The following is a 20,429-nucleotide window of genomic DNA, read 5'->3' as shown; positions in this document are numbered from 1 at the left end:
AAGCGATGTCGATCTTGGGTGCGCTCCGTCGGCTGGTCCTGGCCCCGGCGCTGCGGTCAGTGACGTTCTCCTCCCGCGGGTTCCCGGTCGCGCCGACCGCCGCGACCCAGCGCATGGAGGCCATCCCGCAGTCGGTGATCTGCGGCTTCGAGTGGGGGATCGAGGCGCGCGACCGGTGGGAGCTGGAGCGCCGGTTGGAACTGGTGGAGCCGGAGATGCGCGGTTTCGCCTACGAGGGCGCGGCGATGGCCTGCACGGTGCGTGACGTGATGGCCGGCGGGCGCGGGCACCGGTCGCGGGACCTGCTGTCCGGGCCGGGCGTGCCGCACACCTTCCTGACCTACATCGGGGTCGGTTTCGCGATGGCCCGGCTGCCCCGGATCGCCTGGAAGCAGGTGCTGCCGGACCTGACCGGCACGCCGTACTACCCGACGATGAGCTGGCTGGCCGTCGACGGATACGGCTTCGACCTGGCCTACTTCCACACCCGCGAGTACGTCGACCAGCAGCGGATCCCGCCGCCCTACCCGTGGCTGGGCCGGCCCGACTACTTCCCGCGCGCCGTCGACCAGGGCATCGGCCGGGCGCTGTGGTTCATCCACGGCGGCGGCGTGGCGGCGGTCGGCGTGGCGGTCGGCCGGTTCGCCCCGGAGCGCCGGGCGGACCTGTGGAGTGGCGTCGGCCTGGCCGCCACCTTCGCCGGTGGCGCCGGCGCGGACGACCTGGCCACGCTCCGCGACCTGGCCGGCGAGCACTGGCCGCACCTGGCGCAGGGCGCGCTGTTCGCGGCCAAGGCCCGGGCGTTCGCCGGGTACACGCCGCCGCAGACCGAGGCCGGCACCACCGCGCTGGCCGGGCTGCCGGTCGCCGAGGCGGTCCGGCTGGCCGACGAGGTCACCGGTGACGGCCTGACTCCCGCGCCGGGCGACTACGAGGACTGGCGCGCCGGAATTCGCGAGCGCCTGGTGGCCCGGAACTCGGTTCCCGCCGCGCAATAAGGAAGATGACCGAGACCTTCCTGTCGAGTGAAAATTTATCAACCTACGTCGATAGGAATGGAAATGGGAATCGTCGCGGGAATACGTCGTCGAATTCTTACCCCGAATGTCTCGCAGACCAGCATGGCGGTGCGTGGCTTCCACGTGAAGAGCGACACCGCCCGGGACCGGCTGGAAACCGTCGGCCGCACGTTCCTGGAGGGTTACGCGCTGGCCGCCGAGGCGCGCCGGCCCGGTGACGCCGTGCCGGGGCTGGAGGAGATCCCCACCGAGTTCAAGGGCTTCGCGTACGAGGGCGCCGGCATGGCGTTCGCGGTGCGCGACGGCCTGCCCTTCGGTGGCAAGCACACGCAGCGGTTCCTCGAGGGACCCGGTGAGCCGCACATCTACATGGCGTACGTCGGGGTGGGCTGGGCGATGGCCCGCCTGCCCCGGGCCCGCTGGTCCACCCTGTACGCCCCGGATCCGCTGCTGCGCTGGCTCGTCCTCGACGGCTACGGGTTCTACCAGGCCTACTTCAAGACCGACAAGTACGTGGCCGGGCAGTACCGCTCGGACCGGTCCCCGTGGCCGGACGACGACTACCGCCGGTACGCCGCCCACGCCATCGACCAGGGGGTCGGCCGGGCCATGTGGTTCGTCGCCGGCACCGACGCGCGGCGGCTGCACGCCATGGTGCAGGCGTTCCCCGAGCACCGGCGGGCGGACCTGTACGCCGGCACCGGCCTGGCGGCGACCTACGCCGGCGGCGCCGACGAGGCGGAGTTGCTCTGGCTGCGCGAGGCCGTCGGCGAGTACGCCGGCGACCTGGCACAGGGTGCTTCCTTCGCGGCCGGGGCGCGGGTCCGGGCCGGCCTGGTGGTGCCGCACAACGAGGTCGCCACCCGGGTCTTCTGCGGGCGTACCCCGGCCGAGGCGTCGCGGATCAACGACGACGCGCTGATCGACCTGGACCACCAGGGCACCGTGCCCGCCTACGAGCAGTGGCGGCAGCGGATCAAGCAGTCGTACCGGCCGGCGGCCGTGACCTCGGGGGAGTCGGCATGACCAGGATCGCCGTCGTCGGCATGGCCTGCCGGTATCCGGACGCCGCCACGACCCGGGAACTGTGGGAGAACGCGCTGGCCGGGCGCCGGGCCTTCCGCCGCCTGCCGGACCAGCGGATGCGACTCGACGACTACTGGAGCGCGGACCCGGCGACGCCGGACACGTTCTACGCCCGCAACGCCGCCGTGATCGAGGGATATCAGTTCGATCGGGTCGCCTACAAGGTGGCCGGCAGCACCTACCGGTCCACCGACCTGACCCACTGGCTGGCCCTGGACATCGCGGCGAACGCGCTGGCCGACGCCGGGTTCCCGCAGGGTGCGGGGCTGCCGCGGGAGCGCACCGGGGTGGTCGTGGGCAACAGCCTGACCGGTGAGTTCTCCCGGGCCAGCCAGATCCGGCTGCGGTGGCCGTACGTGAAGCGCACGGTCGCCGCGGCGCTGAAGGCGGAGGGCTGGGACGACGAGCAGCTGGCCGGCTTCCTGGCGGACCTCGAGGTCACCTTCAAGAACCCGTTCGCGCCGGTCGACGAGGACACCCTGGCCGGCGCCCTGTCGAACACCATCGCCGGGCGGATCTGCAACTACTTCGACCTCAAGGGCGGTGGCTACACGGTCGACGGCGCCTGCTCCTCGTCGCTGCTGTCGGTGGCGACGGCCTGCAAGGCGCTGCTGGACGGGGACATCGACGTGGCGATCGCCGGCGGTGTCGACCTCTCCATCGACCCGTTCGAGATCATCGGCTTCGCCAAGACCGGCGCCCTGGCGACCGGCGAGATGCGGGTGTACGACCGGCTCGCCAGCGGCTTCTGGCCGGGCGAGGGCTGCGGCATGGTCGTGCTGATGCGCGAGGACGAGGCGCTCGCGGCCGGGCACCGGGTGTACGCCTCGGTCGCCGGCTGGGGCATCAGCTCGGACGGCAAGGGCGGCATGACCCGGCCCGAGGTGAGCGGATATCAGCTGGCGCTGCGGCGGGCGTACGAGCGCTCCGGCTTCGGCCCGGAGACCGTCTCGCTCTTCGAGGGCCACGGCACCGGCACCAAGGTCGGTGACGCCACCGAGCTGGGCGCGCTGTCCGCGACCCGCCGGGCCGCCGACCCGGCCGCGCCGCCCGCCGTGATCACCTCGATCAAGGGCATGATCGGGCACGCCAAGGCCGCGGCCGGCGTGGCCGGGATGATCAAGGCGGTGCTCGCGCTGCACCACGAGGTGCTGCCGCCGAGCATCGGCTCGGTCGAGCCGCACGAGATCCTCACCGGCCCGGACCCGGCGCTGCGGCTGCTGCGCAAGGCCGAGCAGTGGCCGCAGGACGCGCCGCTGCGCGCCGGGGTCACCGCGATGGGCTTCGGCGGCATCAACACCCACGTCGTGCTGGAGAACTCCCAGCCCCGGCGGCGGGCGAAACTCGACTCGCGGACCCGGCTGCTGGCCGGCTCGGTGCAGGACGCCGAGCTGCTGCTGCTCGACGGCGCCTCGGCCGAGGACCTGCTGGGCCGGATCGACCAGGTGCTGACGCTGGTGCCGTCGCTGGCGTACGGCCAGCTCGGCGACCTGGCCGCCACCCTGCACGACGAGCTGCGCGACCGGCCGCTGCGGGCCGGCGTGGTGGCCCAGTCACCGGCCGACGCCGAGGAGCAGCTGCGCAAGCTGCGCGACGCGGTCGCGGCCGGCGAGACGCGGCTGCTCGCCGGGGACAGCCGGATCCTGCTGAACCGGGTGACCGGCCCGGCCCGGATCGGCTACCTCTTCCCCGGGCAGGGCTCCGGCACCGGGGTCAGCGGCGGCGCGCTGGGCCGGCGCTTCACCGAGGCGGACGCCGTCTACACCGCGGCGAACCTGCCGACCGGCGGTGACGTGGTGGCCACCGAGGTGGCCCAGCCGCGGATCGTCACCGGGTCGGTGGCGGCGCTGCGGGTGCTCGACGAGCTCGGCGTGAGCGCCTGCGTCGCGGTCGGGCACAGCCTCGGCGAGATCGCGGCGCTGCACTGGGCCGGCGCGCTCGACGAGACCACGCTGCTGCGGGTCGCGGCGCTGCGCGGACGGACCATGGCCGAACACAGCTCGTCCGGCACGATGGCCGGGATCGGCGCGTCCGCCGAGGTCGTCGCCGGGCTGCTGACCGGGCTGCCGGTGGTGATCGCCGCCTACAACAGCGACGCGCAGACCGTGGTCGCGGGCAGCGTGGACGACGTCACGGCGGTCTGCCGGCGCGCCTGGGACCAGGGTCTGGCGGCCACCGTGCTGAATGTCTCGCACGCGTTCCACTCCCCGCTGGTCGCCCCGGCCGCGGACACCTTCGTGGCCGCGCTCGCCGGGGAGCGGCTGGGCCCGGTACGCCGTACCGTCCTCTCCACCGTGACCGGCGCGGCCCTCGCACCGGACACCGACGTCGCCGCGCTGCTGCGCCGGCAGATCACCGACCCGGTGCTGTTCCGCCAGGCGGTCACGCAGGCCGCCGCCCAGGTCGACCTGCTCGTCGAGGTCGGGCCGGGCCGGGTGCTGAGCTCGCTGGCCGGGCAGCTGACCGACGTTCCGGCGCTGGCCGTCGACACCGACTCGGAGTCGCTGACCGGGCTGCTGCGGGCGGCCGGCGCCGCGTACGTGCTCGGCGCCGCCACCCTCGACTCGTCGCTCTTCCACGGCCGCCTGGTCCGGGACCTGCCGCTGGACGCCGAGTTCGACTTCTTCAGCAGCCCGTGCGAGCAGGCCCCGGTCGTTGCCGTCGAGGAGCGGCGCGCGACGCCGGTCGAGGACAAAGCGGCCCCGGTGGTCGTGGACGGCGCGGAGTCGACCCTCGACCTGCTGCGCCGGCTGGCGGCGGAGCGGGCCGAGCTCCCGATCGAGCTGGTCCGCGACGACAGCCTGCTCCTGGACGACCTGCACCTGAGCTCGATCACGGTCGGCCAGGTGGTCAACGCGGCCGCGGCCGCGCTGAAGTTGCCGCCGTCGCAGGTGCCCACCAACTTCGCCACCGCACGGGTGGCGGAGCTGGCCGCCGCGCTGGACCAGATCCGGTCCACCACGACGGCGGGGGACGAGGTCGCCGCCCCGGTGGTGGCCGGCGCCGCGGCCTGGGCCCGGCCGTTCCGGCTCGACCTGGCCCCGGTCCCGCTCGGTGCCCGCACGGCGCCCGAGCCCTCCGGCGCGTGGAGTCTGCACGCGCCGGCCGGCCACCCGTACGCCGAGCAGCTGCGCCGCGGCCTGCAAACGGCGGAGACCGGCGCCGGCGTGCTGGTCTGCCTGCCCGAGGCGTGCAGCGAGGACGACCTGGAACTGGCGCTGACCGGCGCGCGGGAGGCCCTGGCGGCCGCCCCGCAGACCCGGTTCGTGCTGGTGCAGCACGGTCGTGGCGCGGCCGGGCTGGCCAAGACGCTGCGGCTGGAGGCCCCGCACCTGCGGGTCACCGTGGTGCACCTGCCGGCCGGCTCGCTCGCGTTCGACCGGGTGGTGGCGGAGGTCGCGGCCACCGCGAGCTTCACCGAGGCGCACTACGACGAGGAGGGCACCCGCCGGGTGCCGACGCTGCGTCCGATGCCGGTCCGCCCGGCCCGCACCGAGGCGCCGCTGACCGGCACCGACGTGCTGCTGGTCACCGGCGGCGGCAAGGGCATCACGGCCGAGTGCGCGCTGGCGATCGCCGGGGACACCGGGGCCGCGCTGGCCCTGATCGGCCGCTCCGACCCGGCCGACGACCGGGAGCTGGCCGCGAACCTGGACCGGATCGCCGCGGCCGGCGTCCGCTGCCACTACGAGCGGGCCGACGTCACCGACACCGGCCAGGTACGCCGGGCCGTCGACCGGTTCACCGCCGAGCTCGGGCCGGTCACCGCGATCCTGCACGGCGCCGGGCGCAACGAGCCGGCCGCGCTGACGAACCTGGACCGGGACGCGTTCCGGCGCACCTTCGCCCCGAAGGTGGACGGCCTGCGCACGGTGCTGGACGTGGTCGACCCCGGGCGGCTGCGGCTGCTGGTGTCGCTGGGCAGCATCATCGGCCGGGCCGGCCTGCGCGGCGAGGCGCACTACGCCACCGCCAACGAATGGCTGGCCGACCTGACCACCGAGGTGGGCCGCACCCACCCGCACTGCCGGAGCGTCTGCCTGGAGTGGTCGGTCTGGTCCGGCGTCGGGATGGGCGAGCGGCTCGCCGTGGTCGAGTCGCTGACCCGCGACGGCGTCACCCCGATCACCCCGGACCAGGGCGTCGGCATCCTGCGCCGGGTGCTGGCCGACCCGCAGGCGCCGGACGTGGTGGTGATCAGCGGGCGGACCGAGGGGATCGACACGGTGCGCCGGCCGCTGCCGCCGCTGCCGCTGTCCCGGTTCGTCGACCGGCCGCTGGTCCGCTACCACGGCGTCGAGCTGGTCTGCGAGGTCGAGCTGAACGTCGGCACCGACCTGTACCTGGCCGACCATGACCTGGACGGGAACCTGCTGCTGCCGGCGGTCTTCGGGATGGAGGCGATGGCCCAGGTGGCCGCGGCCACCACCGGGGTGGAGACGCTGCCGGTGATCGAGCAGGCCGAGTTCCTGCGGCCGATCATCGTGCCGCCGAACGGGCGGGCGACGATCCGGGTCGCCGCGGTGGTCACCGACGACGACACCGTCGAGGTGGCGATCCGCAGCGTGGACACCGGGTACGCCGCCGACCACTTCACCGCCCGGCTGCGGCTGGGCGCGACCGAGGTGCCGCAGGGCGAGCCGGAGCAGGTGCCCGCCGAGGTGCCCCCGGTGGAGCTGGTTCCCGCCGACGACCTGTACTCGGGCCTGCTCTTCCAGGGCGCCCGGTTCCAGCGGCTGCGGCGCTACCACAGCGCGGCCGCCCGGTACGTCGACGCCGAGGTGGCGGCCGAGCCGGACGTGCAGTGGTTCGCCGCGTTCGTCCCGGACCACCTGCTGCTCGGCGACCCCGGCGTGCGGGACACCCTGATGCACGGCAACCAGGTCTGCGTGCCGGACGCCACGCTGCTGCCGGTCGGGGTGGACCGCATCTACCCGGGCGGCGAGAAGCTGACCGCGGCGCAGGGGTTGCGCTACTGCGCCACCGAGCGGTCCCGCGACGGCGACCTGTACGTCTACGACGTCGCACTCCGCTCGGACGCCGGCGAGGTGCTCGAACGCTGGGAGGGCCTGCGCCTGCGGGCGGTCCGCAAGCAGGACCCGGCCGGCCCGTGGGTGCCCGCCCTGCTCGGGCCCTACCTGGAACGGGCCGTGGACGACCTGCTCGGCAAGCGGGTGGCGGTGACGGTCGTGCCGGACGGCGGCCTGAGTCGCCGGGAGGCCACCCGGCTCGCCGCGACCCGGACGTTCCGGCGGCCGGTCGAGCCGCGTTACCGGGCGGACGGTCGTCCCGAGGTGGACGAGGGCGTCGTCTCGGCGGCGCACGCCGCCGCCCTGACGCTGTTCACCGCGAGCAGCGGCGTCCTCGGCTGCGACCTGGAGGTCGTCGCCGCACGGGACGCCGGCACCTGGTCCGGCCTGCTCGGGCAGCACGCCGAGCTGGCCCGGCAGGTGGCCGCCGCCACCGGGGAGAGCCACGACGTGGCCGCGACCCGGGTGTGGACGGCGCTGGAGTCGTTGCGCAAGGCCGGCCGGTCGCTGGACGGGCCGCTGACCGTACTGCCCGCGGTCCGGGACCGCTGGGTGCTGCTGCGCGCCGGTGACCTGCGGGTGGCGACCTTCGCCACCGCCGTACGGGACCTCGCGGAGCCGATCGTCGTCGCCGTGCTCGCCGAGACGGGGGAGTGAGATGGACAAGTACTACGAGTACCCGCACACCGTCGGGTTCGAGGAGACCAACATCGTCGGGAACGTCTACTACGTCAACTACCTGCGCTGGCAGGGCCGTTGCCGGGAGATGTTCCTCAAGACCCACGCGCCGGACATCGTGGCCGACCTGCAGAACGACCTGAAGCTGTTCACCCTCAAGGTCGACTGTGAGTTCTTCGCCGAGATCACCGCGTTCGACGAGCTGTCCATCCGGATGCGGCTGGTCGAGCTCGGGCAGACGCAGATCGAGTTCGGCTTCGACTACGTGCGGCTCGACCCGGGCGGCGGCGAGACGCTGGTCGCCCGGGGCATGCAGCGGGTGGCCTGCATGCGCGGGCCGAACACCCGCACGGTGCCCACCCGGGTGCCCGAGGGCCTGGCCGCGGCGCTCGAACCGTACATGCTCGCCGGAGCGGGTCTCCGATGAGCACCCGGGAGGCACCGTCCTTCGACTCGAAGGCCCTGCGCCGGGCGTTCGGCACCTTCGCCACCGGAGTGACCGTCGTGACGGTCGGTGGCGCGGCGCCGCACGGGATGACCGCGAACTCGTTCACCGCGGTCTCGCTCGACCCGCCACTGGTGCTGGTCTGCATCGAGCACAACGCGGTGATGCACCAAGCCCTGCGCGACGCCGGCCAGTTCGGCGTCTCGGTGCTGGCGGCCGGGCACGCCCCGGTCGCCAGGTACTTCGCCGACCGCCGGCGCCCGCTCGGCGGCGAGCAGTTCGTCCCGGTCGACTGGCACGCCGGGGAGCACACCGGCGCGCCGCTGATCACCGGGGCGCTGGCGCACTTCGAGTGCGCGCTGTGGCGCTCCTACGACGGCGGCGACCACACGATCTTCCTCGGCCGCCTGCTCGGCATGGGCGGCGGCACCGAGGACGACGCCCTGCTCTTCCACCGTGGCCGGCTGTGCGAGGCCGACCGCAAACCGACCGAGGTAGCGGCATGAGGCGGATCTCGATGCCGGGGCCGCCGCGCACCGCGGCCCTGCGCATGCTGATGGTGATGGGCCGGGACCGGCTCGGCATGATGACCGGCGCGGCGGCCCGCTACGGCGACGCGGCCAAGCTGCCGGTCGGCCCCAAGACGCTCTACTTCTTCAACCACCCGGACACCGCCAAGCACGTGCTGGCCGACAACGCCGGGAACTACCACAAGGGCATCGGCCTGGTGCACGCCCGCCGCGCGCTCGGCGACGGGCTGCTGACCAGCGAGGGCGACCTGTGGCGCAAGCAGCGCAAGGTGATCCAGCCGGCGTTCCAGAGCCGGCGGATCGCGGCACAGGCCGACATCGTCGCCGAGGAGGCGGTGAAGCTGGTGGCCCGGCTGCGCCGGCACGCCGGCGGCGAGCCGGTGGACATGCTCCAGGAGCTGACCGGGCTCACCCTCGGGGTGCTCGGCCGGACCCTGCTGGACGCGGACCTGACCCGGTTCGAGACCGTCGGCGACGACTTCGCCGCGGTGCAGGACCAGGCCATGTTCGAGCTGGAGACGCTGGGCGCGGTGCCGCACTGGGTGCCGCTGCCCCGGCAGCTGCGGTTCCGCAAGGCGCGCAACAATCTGGGCCGCACGGTCGACCGGCTGGTCGCCGACCGGGGTGACGCGAGCGGCGACGACGTGCTGTCCCGGCTGATCACCTCCACCGCGGCCGAGGCCGACCCGCGGGTGGGCCGGGACCGGCTGCGGGACGAGCTGGTCACGCTGCTGCTCGCCGGGCACGAGACGACGGCCAGCACGCTGAGCTGGACGCTGCACCTGATCGACCGGCACCCCGAGGTGCGCGAGCGGCTGCGGTCCGAGGCGGTGTCGGTGCTCGGTGACCGGGCGCCGGTCTTCGAGGACCTGCACCGGCTCACCTACACCTCGATGGTGCTGGAGGAGGCCATGCGCCTCTTCCCGCCGGTCTGGATCCTGCCGCGCAAGTCGCTGGCGGCCGACGAGGTCGGCGGCTACTTCGTGCCGGCCGGGTCGGACGTGCTGATCTGCCCCTACACGCTGCACCGGCACCCGGAGTTCTGGCCGGAGCCGGACCGCTTCGACCCGGAGCGGTTCCACCCGGACCGGCGCGGTGACCGGCCGCGGTACGCACACATCCCGTTCGGCGCCGGGCCCCGGTTCTGCGTCGGCAACCACCTGGGCCTGATGGAGGCCGCGTTCGTGCTGACCACGCTGGTGCGCGAGCTGGACCTGACCGGGGTGCCGGGACGGGCCGTGGTGCCGGAGCCGATGTTGTCGCTGCGGGTGCGCGGGGGTCTGCCGATGACCGTCGCTGAAGCCGGCTGACGGCGTACCGAAATCGATCTTGTCAAAAACTCGGGAGAGGGAAGCCATTGCCACCCAATGACGTCAGCCGTGTGCGCCGCCTCGTGCCGGCGCTGTTCGTCCTGGTTCTCGTCGGCGCCGCATACCTGACGGCGCGGCTGCCGTCGGCGTCGGCGGCGACCCGGACCGAGATGGCCGAGCGGTTCAAGTTCACCGAGCTGCCCATCGCCCTGCCGCCGGGCCTGCCGGAGCACACCGTCCGCACGGTCAACCCCAAGTACGAGCACATCCGCTCCTGGATCTCGTCGGTCGGCGCCGGCATCGCGGTCAACGACCTCGACGGCGACGGCGCCTCCGACGACCTCTGCCTGGTCGACACGCGTACCGACAGCGTGATCGTCACGCCGGCGCCGCAGACCGGCACCTACGCCCCGTTCGTGCTGACCCCCGGCCCGCTGCCGACCGGCCCGGCCATCGCGCCGATGGGCTGCACGCCCGGCGACTTCAACGGTGACGGCCGGATGGACCTGCTGGCGTACTACTGGGGCCGGACGCCGGTGCTGTTCCTGCACCGGGCGAACGTCAGCGACCTGAGCCCGGCCTCGTTCACCCCCACCGAGCTGGTCCCGCAGGCGCGGACCACCGACGGCGTCTACCGGGGCCCGCTGTGGAACACCAACGCGGTCGCGGTGGCCGACTTCGACGGGGACGGCAACGTCGACGTCGGTGTCTTCAACTACTTCCCGGACACCGCGGTGCTCGACCCCCACGGCGCCCCGAACGTGTCGATGAACCACTCGATGTCGCACGCCCGCAACGCCGGCGGCGCCCACGTGCTCCGTTTCAAGTCCGCCACCGCCGACTCGGTGAGCTACGAGGAGCAGGCGGCGCTGCCGCCGGCGGTGTCCAGCGGCTGGACGCTCGGCTCGTCCACCGCCGACCTCGACGGTGACCTGCTGCCGGAGCTGTACCTGGCCAACGACTTCGGCAACGACCGCTTCTTCCACAACGTGTCGACCCCCGGGAAGATCTCGTTCCAGCTGGCCGAGGGCAAGCGGGACGCGACCACGCCCAAGTCGATGGTGATCGGGCACGACTCGTTCAAGGGGATGGCCGCCGACTTCGGCGACCTGGACCACGACGGCAAGTTCGACCTGTTCGTCAGCAACATCACCCAGTCGTGGGGCCTGGAGGAGAGCAACCTCGTCTGGCACAACACGGCCGCCGACAACGCCGACGCGCACCAGCTGCTGTCGCAGGGCGTGGCGCCGTTCCGCAACGTCGCGGCCGACAAGAACCTGGCCTGGGTCGGCTGGGGCTGGGACGCCAAGATGGCCGACTTCGACAACAGCGGGCAGCTCGTCATCGTGCAGACCGCCGGCTTCGTGAAGGGCGAGATCAACCGGTTCAACTGGTTGCAGGAGCTGGCCATGAGCAACGACCTGATGCTCCAGGAGCCGAACATGTGGCCCAAGGCCGAGCCGGGTGACGACATCGCCGGCTCCAACCACGTCGCCTTCTGGGCCAAGGAGGACACCAACGAGCGGTACGTCGACCTGAGCCCCCAGCTCGGCCTCGACGCCCCGATCCCGACCCGGGGCGTGGCGGTCGCCGACGCCGACGCCGACGGCGCGCAGGACTTCGCGGTGGCCCGGCAGTGGGGCGCTCCCGCGTATTACCGCAACACCCGGGGCACCGACGGCAACTTCCTCGGCCTGCGCCTGTTCCGCCCGGCCACGCAGCCCGGCACCACCGCGGTGCCCGGCAGCCCGGCCTACGGCGCCCAGGTCCGGATCACCACGGCCGACGGCAAGGTGCAGCTGGCCCAGGTGGACGGCGGCGGCGGCCACTCCGGCAAGCGCAGCTTCGACGTCTACTTCGGCCTCGGCGCGGCCGGCGCGAAGCCGGTGGCCGCGGAGATCAGCTGGCGGGCCGTGGACGGCAGCCGGCACACCCAGACCGTCGACCTCGCGGCGGGCTGGCACAACCTCGTGCTCACCGACCGCGCCACGGAGGTGCCGAACCGATGACCGACATCCTGGAACCCAAGACCCGCAGCACCCTCGCGCCGGCCGGTGCCACGATCACCCCGGCCACCGGGACGCCGCCGCGGATCGACAAGCGGGACCCGCGTTACCTGGCGCTGCGCAACTTCGCGATCTCCATGTCGGTCTTCAACATCCTCGGATACACCGTCCTGGGCTTCGAGCAGCCGTGGCTGTGGCCGTTCCTCGCGCTGGCCGTCGGTTACTCCGCCGAGCTCAGCATCGAGCTGGTCACGGCGGCCGCGCTGAAGCGGCGCCCGGCGTTCCTCGGCAACGGCGCGTGGGGCGTCTACACGTTCCTGCTGCCCACGCACATCACCACGCTGGCCGCGAACATGCTGCTCTACGCGAACGACAAGTTCTGGCCGATCATCTTCGCGGTGCTCGTCTCGATCGGGCAGAAGGCGCTGTTCCAGGCGCCGATCGCGGGACGGATGCGGCACTTCATGAACCCGTCCAACTTCGGGATCACGATCACCCTGCTGACCTTCGGCTGGGTGAACATCGCGCCGCCGTACCACTTCACCGAGAACGTCCCCGACGTGATCAGCATGATGGTGCCGTTCATCATCCTCACCGCCGGCACCGTGCTGAACGCGATGCTCACCAAGAAGGTGCCGCTCATCGTCGGCTGGGTCGGCGGGTTCGTCATCCAGGCGCTGCTGCGGCACTTCATCTGGGACGTGGCGGTCTGGTCGACGCTGGTGCCGATCACCGGGGTGGCGTTCGTCCTGTTCACCAACTACATGATCACCGACCCGGGCACGACGCCGTCCAAGCCGCGCTGGCAGTTCATGTTCGGCGCGAGCGTGGCCATGGTCTACGGCGTGCTGATGGTGTTCAACGTCGTCTACACCCTCTTCTTCGCCGTGACGATCGTCTGCGCCGCTCGCGGCCTCTTCTGGTGGAGCCGGTGGCTCCTCGACCGGCGTCGCCGGCTCGCGACCGCTTAAGGACTGGGGAGACCCGCCATGACACAACAGCTTCTCGCCGAACCCGCCATCACCCCGGCCGCCACCCGGCCCCGCACCGGCCGGATCGTCGCGGCCTCGGCCGCCGCCGGCGTGCTGCTCGCCGTCCTGTGGTCGTACAAGTTCGTCGACTCCGTCATCGGTGACAACGTCGCCAACACCCTGCTGGACCACGACGCCAAGCACACCGCCATCGCCGGCACCGTCGCCGGCCTGATCTTCGCCTTCGTCTCCGGCCTGGCCGGCACCTTCACCGCCTGCAACATCGCGATGGCCGCCGCGGTCGGTCCGCTGAGCCAGACGGGTTCACGCACCGTGCTGCGCCCGATCGGCTGGCTGGCCGTCGGCATGATCAGCGTCTCCGCCGTGTACGGCTTCGTCGGCGTGCTGCTCGGCGACCGCCTGCCGCAGCTCTCCACCGCCACGGCCGCCGGCCTGCCGGTCCGGCTCATCCAGGCGTCGGTGGTCTTCGGCGTGATCGGTCTCGCCCTCACCTACCTCGGGCTGGCGTCGCTCGGCGTACTGCCGGACGTGTTCCGCAACCGGCCGGTCGGCCGGGTCGTCACGCTCGGCGCGCTGATCGGCGGCTTCCTGATCGGCCGGCCGTACCCGCTGTTCAACAAGCTGTTCCACTGGGCGGTCGAGACCGGCAACCCGCTCAACGGCGCCGCGGCCTTCGTCCTCCAGTCGCTCGGCAACATCGTGGTCGTCAGCGTGCTGTTCGCGCTGCTGACGCTCGCCACCCGGGGCCGGTTCACCCGCTGGCTGGCCCGCGACCACCGCCGGGCCGCCGTCTTCACCGGGGTGCTGCTGATCGCCCTCGGCGTCTTCACGGTCGTCTACTGGGACGTCCGGCTGCCCTCGATGTTCGGTTACGGCTGGTTCCCGACCATGCCTTACAACGGCTAGGAGACCGGAGATGAGTTCGCTCAACCACCGCAGGCACCGGGCCGCGCTCACCGTGTTCCTGGCGGTCACCCTGGCGCACTGGGCCGAGCACCTGGTGCAGGCGTACCAGATCTGGGTCCTGGGCTGGCCTCGCCCGCAGGCCCGCGGCGTGCTCGGGCAGTTCTACCCCTGGCTGGTCAAGTCCGAGTGGATGCACTACGGCTACGCCATCGTGATGCTGGTGCTGCTGTTCGCGCTCCGCCCCGGGTTCGTCGGCCGGGCCCGGACCTGGTGGACGGTCGCCCTGGTGATCCAGTTCTGGCACCACATCGAGCACTTCCTGCTGCTCGTCCAGGCGCAGACCGGTCACGCCTTCTTCGGCAAGCCGGTGCCGACCAGCCTGTTGCAGCTGCTCTACCCGCGGGTCGAGCTGCACCTGTTCTACAACTCGATCGTGTTCATTCCGATGATCATCGGGATGTACCTGCATCTGCGGCCGAACCGCCGGGAGCTGGCCGCCGCGCAGTGCGACTGCGTCCGGGTGCCCGCGCGTCCGGTCGCCGCGGCCGTCTGATGTCCGCGCGTGGCCGGCGGCTGACAGCCGTGCTGGTGGTGCTCGCCCCGCTGGTCCTCTGGCTGGCGAGCACCCACCGGCAGGCGCCGCTGAACCTGGTGACCTGGACCGAGGGGCCGGGGGAGGTCCGGCTGACCTTCTCGGCGGACGCCGACCCCGCCCTGTCGCACGTCGCGGTCGCCGCGGCGGACGGCCGGCAGATCGAGGCCGGCCCGGTCGGCGCCGAGCCCGGCCACGTGCTGCGGGTGCCGGTGCTCGGGGACGGCGGCTACACCGTCGCCTACCACGTGGTCGGGGCGGCCGGGGACGAGGTGAGCGGGGTCCTCGGCACCGGCGAGATCGCGGCGCACGAGCACGGCATCGATCCGCTCAGCGCCGTCTTCCTGGTGCTCGACCTGATCGCCGTGCTCACCGTGGGGACCCTGCTGCTCCGTCGTCCGGTGAGGACCGTCGATGACCGTACGTAAGGCTTGTCTCGTCCTGCCCACCCACCGTGAGTGTGCCGCGACCATCACCGCCGTGGCGGCGGAAGCCGCCTACGCCACCGAGCGCTTCGGTGTCGAGACGGTGGTGCTGATCCTGGACTCGACCGATCCGGACACGTTCGCCCGGCACGCCGCGGCGGTCACCGCCCTGCCGCCGGGCAGCACGGTGGTGCACCTCGACGAGGACGCCCAGCGCCGGTTCCTGCGCCGGGTGATCAGCCGGGCGGCGACCCCGAAACCGGAGCTGCTGCTCGACCTGATGCTGCCCGGCGCGGTCTCCTACGGCGCCTGCACCAACCGGGCGTTCCTGATCGCCGCCGCGCTGGGCTGCGAGTCCGTGCACCGCCGCGACTCGGACATCGAGTTCCAGGTGCACGACGGCGAACCGGTCTTCCCGATCCACCACGAGCTGGCCTCGCTCGGCAAGCCCGCGGGTGAGGCGGCGGCCGGTGTGACCCGGGTCGAGCTCGACCCGGCGCACGCCGGCAAGCCGGTGGTCAGCGTGGGCGCCTCCTACATCGGCGCGATGTCGGTGGACATCGACGAGATGCGGCAGCTCGACCCGGAGGCGTACCACGACGTGGTCAGCCTCTGGGCCGCCGAGGGCACGCCGGAGCAGGAGCTGCGCGAGCTGGTCGCGGAGTCGTTCCTCGGGTCCGGCGACGACGCGTTCCGCGCGGACGAGTCGACGCTGTGCCTGGTCGATCCGATGCGGGTGGACATGGGCAACATCAGTTACTACCGGGTGCACGAAGAGATCCCGCTGCCGCCGATGACCGAGACGATCGGCAGCGACTACTTCCTGATCCACCTGGTGCCGGACAGCCGGCTGCCCGGGGTGCTGCACAACCGGCACGTGATCAACAAGCACACCCCGGACCGCAAGAGCGACGCCGCGTTCCACCCTTACCAGCTGCGGTTCACCAAGTTCTTCCTGTCGATGCTCTACCTGCACCCGATCTACCAGCGGCTGGGGGAGGAGGGCGAGCGGTTGCTGGACGAGCGGCACCGGCTGCGGCCCGGCCTGGTCGCGGCCATCGTCCGGGAGAGCACCACGCTCGACCGGGCCCCGAACGTCCGGCGGCTCGACCAGCTGGACCGGACCTATCGGCGGCTGGGCGGGCGCTACGCGGAGTACGCCGACCGGCTCGCGACGGTCCGGGACCGGCTGCTGGCCGAGGCGGCGCAGGACATGGCCGACTACGCCGTGCTGATCGAGGCCTGGTCGGCTTTGGTGGGCGCGGCCCGGGCGGTCGGACTTTGATGCGGATCTCCCGGACCCTGCGGGACGCGCTGGCCGCGGCCGGCGAGGACCAGATCGTCTTCGACCTCGACGCCGTCGAGGAGAGCCACGCGCGGCTGCTCCGGGACCTGCCCGGGGTGGCGGTGCGGTTCGCGGTGAAGGCCTGCCCGGTGGACGAGGTGCTGGACGCGCTGGCCGGGGGCGGTGCCGGCTTCGACACGGCCGGCCTCGGCGAGATCCGGCAGGCGTTGCGCACCGGGGCGGCACCGGACGTGATCCACTACGGCAACGCGGTGAAGTCGGACCGGGACATCGGCATCGCCCATCGCCTGGGTATCCGGGACTTCGCCACGGACAGCGTCGCGGACGTGCGGGCGGTCGCCGAGCACGCGCCCGGTGCCCGGGTGTTCTGCCGGATCAGCACCAGCGGGGCCGGCGCGCTGTGGGGGTTGCAGGGCAAGAACGGCTGCTCGGTGCCGGAGGCGGTGACCGTCCTGGAGACGGCCCGGGATCGCGGGCTCGTCCCGGCCGGGCTGTCGCTGCACGTCGGCTCGCAGCAGATGAGCACGGCCGCGTGGCGGGCCGCCGCCGACGACCTGGCGCACGCGATCGCCCTGCTCCGGCGGCGCGGCATCCGGCTCGACCACGTCAACCTGGGCGGCGGCCTGCCCGCCCTCGGTTATCTCGACCGGCGGGGCGTGCCGCTGCGCCCGCCGATCGACGGCATCCTGGCGGAGATCCGCGACGGCGTCGGCAGGCTGCGGCGGGTAGCCGGGACGCCGCTCGAGTTCGTCCTGGAACCGGGCCGGCACCTGGTCGCCGACCACGGTGCGATCCGCGCGCACGTCGTCCGGCTCACCGCCCGCCGGCAGCGCTTCGGGCGCCGGCCACACTGGCTCTACCTGAGCTGCGGCAAGTTCAACGGCCTCTACGAGATGGACCAGCTGCAATACCGGCTGGAGTTCCCCGGCCACCGGGGCGGCCCGACGGTACCGGCCGTGATCGCCGGTCCGACCTGCGACAGCGACGACGCGTTCGACGCCGGGCACCCGATGCTGGTCCCGGCCGATCTGCGCTCCGGCGACCCGGTCTGGATCCTCGCGGCCGGCGCCTACTCGGTCAGCTATCGGACGGTGGGCTTCAACGGCTTCGACCCGCTGCCGCACCGGGCCGTCCGCGCCCACCTGCCGGCCCTGCGATGACCCGGAAGCCGCAGCACCCCACGGACCGCGACAGCTCGGCGCCGCGGCACCCCACGGACCGTGACGGGCCGGAGTTGCGGCGCTTTGCGGACCGCGGCGGGTCGGCGCCGCGGCGGGCCGCGGACCGTGACGGGGCGGAGTTGCGGCGCGTTGCGGACCGCGGCGGGTCGGTGCCGCGGCGGGCCGCGGACCGTGACGGGGTGGAGTTGCCGCTCCCCACGGACCGCGACGGGCCGCAATCGCGGCGCTTTGCGGACCGCGACAGCTCGGCGCCGCGGCAGGCCGCGGACCGTGACAGGCCGGAGTTGCGGCGCGTTGCGGACCGCGGCGGGTCGGCGCCGCGGCAGGCCGCGGACCGTGACAGGCCGGAGTTGCGGCGCGTTGCGGACCGCGACTGGCCGGGCATCGTCGCGCTGGAGGCCCGAACCTATGCGGCCAAGGGCGTCTCGGAGGATCCTGACGTGCTGCGGACCCGGATGAACCCAGCCACCTCGTATGTCCTCGCCGACGGCCCGGAGATCGCCGGATACCTCCTGGCGCTCCCCTATCCGGACCGCCGCAGCCCGGACCTGGCCCACCCCGAGACGACCAGGCACGTCTCCTCGAACCTGCATCTGCACGACCTGGCCATCGCCCCGGGCCGCCGCCGCGCCGGCCTCGGCGCCCGCCTGGTCCGCCGCCTACTCACCGAGGCCGCGACGCAGGGCTACACCTCGGTCTCCCTGGTCGCGCTCGGCGAAGCCGCCGGATTCTGGCAGTCCCAGGGCTTCCGCCCCCGCCCGGACGTCACACCCCCGGCCGCTTACGGCCCGGCGACCTATCTGACCCGCCGCCTCTGAAAACCATCCCTCCACCGCCGGACCGCTGCGGCTCCTTCTCCGACTTTTCAGTACGACTCGGAGCCCCGTGGCAATCGGCTCGCCAGGCCGCGGTCCCTCCGGACCGCCACGCGTGTCGTGCGGGTCCGCTGTCCCCCACCGGCTGGTCCCCACGGCCCTTTCCAGACGTCACTTAGGGCCGTGGGAGCCAGCCGGAGTTGCGGGGCTGGTCTTGGCGGCCCTGTTCCGAGGGTGGATAGGGCCGTGGGAGCCAGCCCGAGTCCCGGGGCTGGTCGTGGCGGCCCTGTCCCGAGCGTGGATAGGGCCGTGGAAGCCAGCCCGAGTCCCGGGGCTGGTCTTGGCGGCCCTATTCCGAGCGTGGATAGGGCCGTGGGAGCCAGCCGGGGTTTCGGGGCTGGTCCTCACGGCCCTGTCCCGGGCGTGGATAGGGCCGTGGGAGCCAGCCCGAGTTCCGGGGCTGGTCTTGGCGGCCCTTGCCGGACGTCACATAGGGCCGTGGAAGCCAGCCGGGGTTGCGGGGCTGGTCTTGACGGCCCTGTCCCGAGCGTGGATAGGGCCGTGGGAGCCAGCCCGAGTCCCAGGGCTGGTCTTGGTGGCCCTTTCCGGACGTTACTTAGGGCTGTGGGAGCCAGCCGGGGTTTCGGGGCTGGTGTTGGCGGCCCTATTTTGAGCGTGGATAGGGCCGTGGGGGCCAGCTGGGATGACGGGCCTGGGGCGCGTTGCGGTCGTGAGTGGGGCGAGCGTCGCGTGAGTCGAGCGGACCCGCACGACACGCGTGGCGGTCCGGGGTGGCCGCGGCCTGGCGGGCCGATTGTCACGGGACTCCGAGTCGTACGAAATAAAGGGTTTCGGGCGCATCGGAAAAGCCGACCGGAATCCCGGCCGGCTTTTTCGGCGAACCTCTCAGGCGAGGTTTTCCTTGAAGGCGCGGAGGTCGTCGACGAAGAGGTCCGGCTGTTCCAGGGCGGGGAAGTGGCCGCCTTCCGGGAATTCGTTCCACTGGACGATGTTGGGGAAGTTCGGCTCGGCGAGTTTGCGGATGGCCAGGCTGGCGTCGTGGGCGTAGACGGCGACGCCGAGCGGGACCGGGTGCGGCGGGGCGGCCGGCGGCGGGGTCGGCGCGATCGGCAGCAGGTCGGCCATCTCGTAGTAGAGCTGCGCGGACGATCCGGCGGTGGCGGTCAGCCAGTAGATCGAGACGTTCGTGAGCAGCTGGTCGCGGGTGACCGTGTCCTCCGGGGACTTCTCGGCGCCGGTCCACTCGAAGAACTTCTCGGTGATCCAGGCCAGCTGGCCGGCCGGTGAGTCGGTGAGGCCGTAGGCGAGGGTCTGCGGGCGGCGGCCCTGCACGTGCATGTAACCGCCCTTGGTCTGCATGAACTCCGCCATCTGCTGCAACCGGCCGAGGTCCTGCTGGTCGAGGGCGGCGAGCTCGGCCGGGTCGCCGGACGGCGGGGTGAGCAGGAAGGTGACGTGCGCGCCGGCGACCGCCTGCGGCCGCATCCCGGCCAGCGTGAGGGACGTCCAGACGCCGAGGTCACCGCCGTGCACGAGGTAGCGGTCGTAGCCGAGGCGGTCCATCAGCTCGCCCCACGCCGCGGCGATCCGGAAGACGTTCCAGCCCGGCTCGGTGGTCGGCGGGGAGAAGCCGAAGCCCGGCAGTGAGGGGATGACCAGGTGGAACGCCTGGGACGGGTCGCCGCCGTGGGCGCGCGGGTCGGTCAGCGGGCCGATCACGTCGAGGTACTCGGCGAAGGTGCCGGGCCAGCCGTGCGTCATGAGCAGCGGGACCGCGTCCGGCTCGGGGGAGCGGACGTGCAGGAAGTGCACGCCGGTGCCGTCGATCTCGGTGATGAACTGCGGGAACTGGTTGATCCGCGCCTCCACGGCCCGCCAGTCGAACTCGGTGCGCCAGTACTCCGCCAGCTCCTTGAGGTAGTCCAGCGGCACGCCCCGGTCCCAGCCGCTGCCGGGCAGTTCGCTGGGCCAGCGGGTGTCCGCCAGGCGGCGGTGCAGGTCGTCGAGATCCGCCTGCGGGACAGCGATGGTGAACGGTCGCATCTCGGGGCTCCTTTTTAGGGGGCGGAATTGTCGATAGGGGTAGC

The 20,429-nt window shown here is 72.7% G+C and carries 15 protein-coding genes; 14 read left to right on the top strand and 1 reads right to left on the bottom strand.

What is annotated here, in order from left to right; genetic code table 11:
• Positions 1-5: 5 nt before the first annotated feature.
• From Aiant_RS08975 to Aiant_RS08910, 14 genes are all read left to right on the top strand, one after another.
• The gene (locus tag Aiant_RS08975; RefSeq protein ID WP_189332467.1) at positions 6-998 is read left to right on the top strand and encodes a DUF1702 family protein; all 993 of its coding nucleotides are present in this window, start codon (positions 6-8) and stop codon (positions 996-998) included.
• 63 nt (positions 999-1,061) lie between these two features.
• Positions 1,062-2,045, top strand: coding sequence for a DUF1702 family protein (locus tag Aiant_RS08970; protein WP_189332468.1), 984 nt, complete (start codon positions 1,062-1,064; stop codon positions 2,043-2,045).
• Positions 2,042-7,792 (top strand): type I polyketide synthase, encoded by a 5,751-nt coding sequence (locus Aiant_RS08965; protein ID WP_189332469.1) that lies wholly within the window; start codon positions 2,042-2,044, stop codon positions 7,790-7,792. Before Aiant_RS08970 ends, Aiant_RS08965 begins: the two co-directional genes overlap by 4 nt.
• 1 nt (position 7,793) lies before the next feature.
• On the top strand, positions 7,794-8,240 hold the full coding sequence (locus Aiant_RS08960) for an acyl-CoA thioesterase (RefSeq protein WP_189332470.1): 447 nt from the start codon (positions 7,794-7,796) through the stop codon (positions 8,238-8,240).
• Positions 8,237-8,764, top strand: coding sequence for a flavin reductase family protein (locus Aiant_RS08955; RefSeq protein ID WP_189332471.1), 528 nt, complete (start codon positions 8,237-8,239; stop codon positions 8,762-8,764). Before Aiant_RS08960 ends, Aiant_RS08955 begins: the two co-directional genes overlap by 4 nt.
• Positions 8,761-10,098 (top strand): cytochrome P450, encoded by a 1,338-nt coding sequence (locus Aiant_RS08950; protein ID WP_189332472.1) that lies wholly within the window; start codon positions 8,761-8,763, stop codon positions 10,096-10,098. Before Aiant_RS08955 ends, Aiant_RS08950 begins: the two co-directional genes overlap by 4 nt.
• 71 nt (positions 10,099-10,169) lie before the next feature.
• Entirely contained in the window at positions 10,170-12,107 is a 1,938-nt protein-coding gene (locus tag Aiant_RS08945) for a CRTAC1 family protein (RefSeq protein ID WP_229830482.1), read from the top strand.
• Positions 12,104-13,075 (top strand): enediyne biosynthesis protein, encoded by a 972-nt coding sequence (locus Aiant_RS08940; RefSeq protein ID WP_189332474.1) that lies wholly within the window; start codon positions 12,104-12,106, stop codon positions 13,073-13,075. Before Aiant_RS08945 ends, Aiant_RS08940 begins: the two co-directional genes overlap by 4 nt.
• 18 nt (positions 13,076-13,093) lie before the next feature.
• Positions 13,094-14,002, top strand: coding sequence for a hypothetical protein (locus Aiant_RS08935; RefSeq protein ID WP_189332475.1), 909 nt, complete (start codon positions 13,094-13,096; stop codon positions 14,000-14,002).
• Between the two features lie 10 nt (positions 14,003-14,012).
• Positions 14,013-14,555 (top strand): hypothetical protein, encoded by a 543-nt coding sequence (locus tag Aiant_RS08930; protein WP_189332476.1) that lies wholly within the window; start codon positions 14,013-14,015, stop codon positions 14,553-14,555.
• On the top strand, positions 14,555-15,022 hold the full coding sequence (locus tag Aiant_RS08925) for a copper resistance CopC family protein (RefSeq protein WP_189332477.1): 468 nt from the start codon (positions 14,555-14,557) through the stop codon (positions 15,020-15,022). The genes Aiant_RS08930 and Aiant_RS08925 overlap by 1 nt, the downstream gene beginning before the upstream one ends.
• A complete protein-coding gene (locus Aiant_RS08920; protein WP_189332478.1) occupies positions 15,009-16,304 on the top strand; it encodes a DUF6271 family protein in 1,296 nt (431 codons plus the stop codon). The genes Aiant_RS08925 and Aiant_RS08920 overlap by 14 nt, the downstream gene beginning before the upstream one ends.
• The gene (locus Aiant_RS08915; RefSeq protein ID WP_189332479.1) at positions 16,304-17,485 is read left to right on the top strand and encodes a type III PLP-dependent enzyme; all 1,182 of its coding nucleotides are present in this window, start codon (positions 16,304-16,306) and stop codon (positions 17,483-17,485) included. Before Aiant_RS08920 ends, Aiant_RS08915 begins: the two co-directional genes overlap by 1 nt.
• A gap of 371 nt (positions 17,486-17,856) precedes the next feature.
• On the top strand, positions 17,857-18,324 hold the full coding sequence (locus tag Aiant_RS08910; protein WP_189332480.1) for a GNAT family N-acetyltransferase: 468 nt from the start codon (positions 17,857-17,859) through the stop codon (positions 18,322-18,324).
• A gap of 903 nt (positions 18,325-19,227) precedes the next feature.
• Here the strand turns inward: Aiant_RS08910 and Aiant_RS08905 are convergent.
• The gene (locus Aiant_RS08905) at positions 19,228-20,385 is read right to left on the bottom strand and encodes an epoxide hydrolase family protein (RefSeq protein WP_189332481.1); all 1,158 of its coding nucleotides are present in this window, start codon (positions 20,383-20,385) and stop codon (positions 19,228-19,230) included.
• Positions 20,386-20,429 lie beyond the last annotated feature (44 nt).

Source organism: Actinoplanes ianthinogenes (assembly GCF_018324205.1).
Taxonomy (GTDB): Bacteria; Actinomycetota; Actinomycetes; order Mycobacteriales; family Micromonosporaceae; genus Actinoplanes; species Actinoplanes ianthinogenes.
Note: the sequence above shows the minus strand (reverse complement) of the source record. Positions and strands in the feature narration are given on the sequence as shown.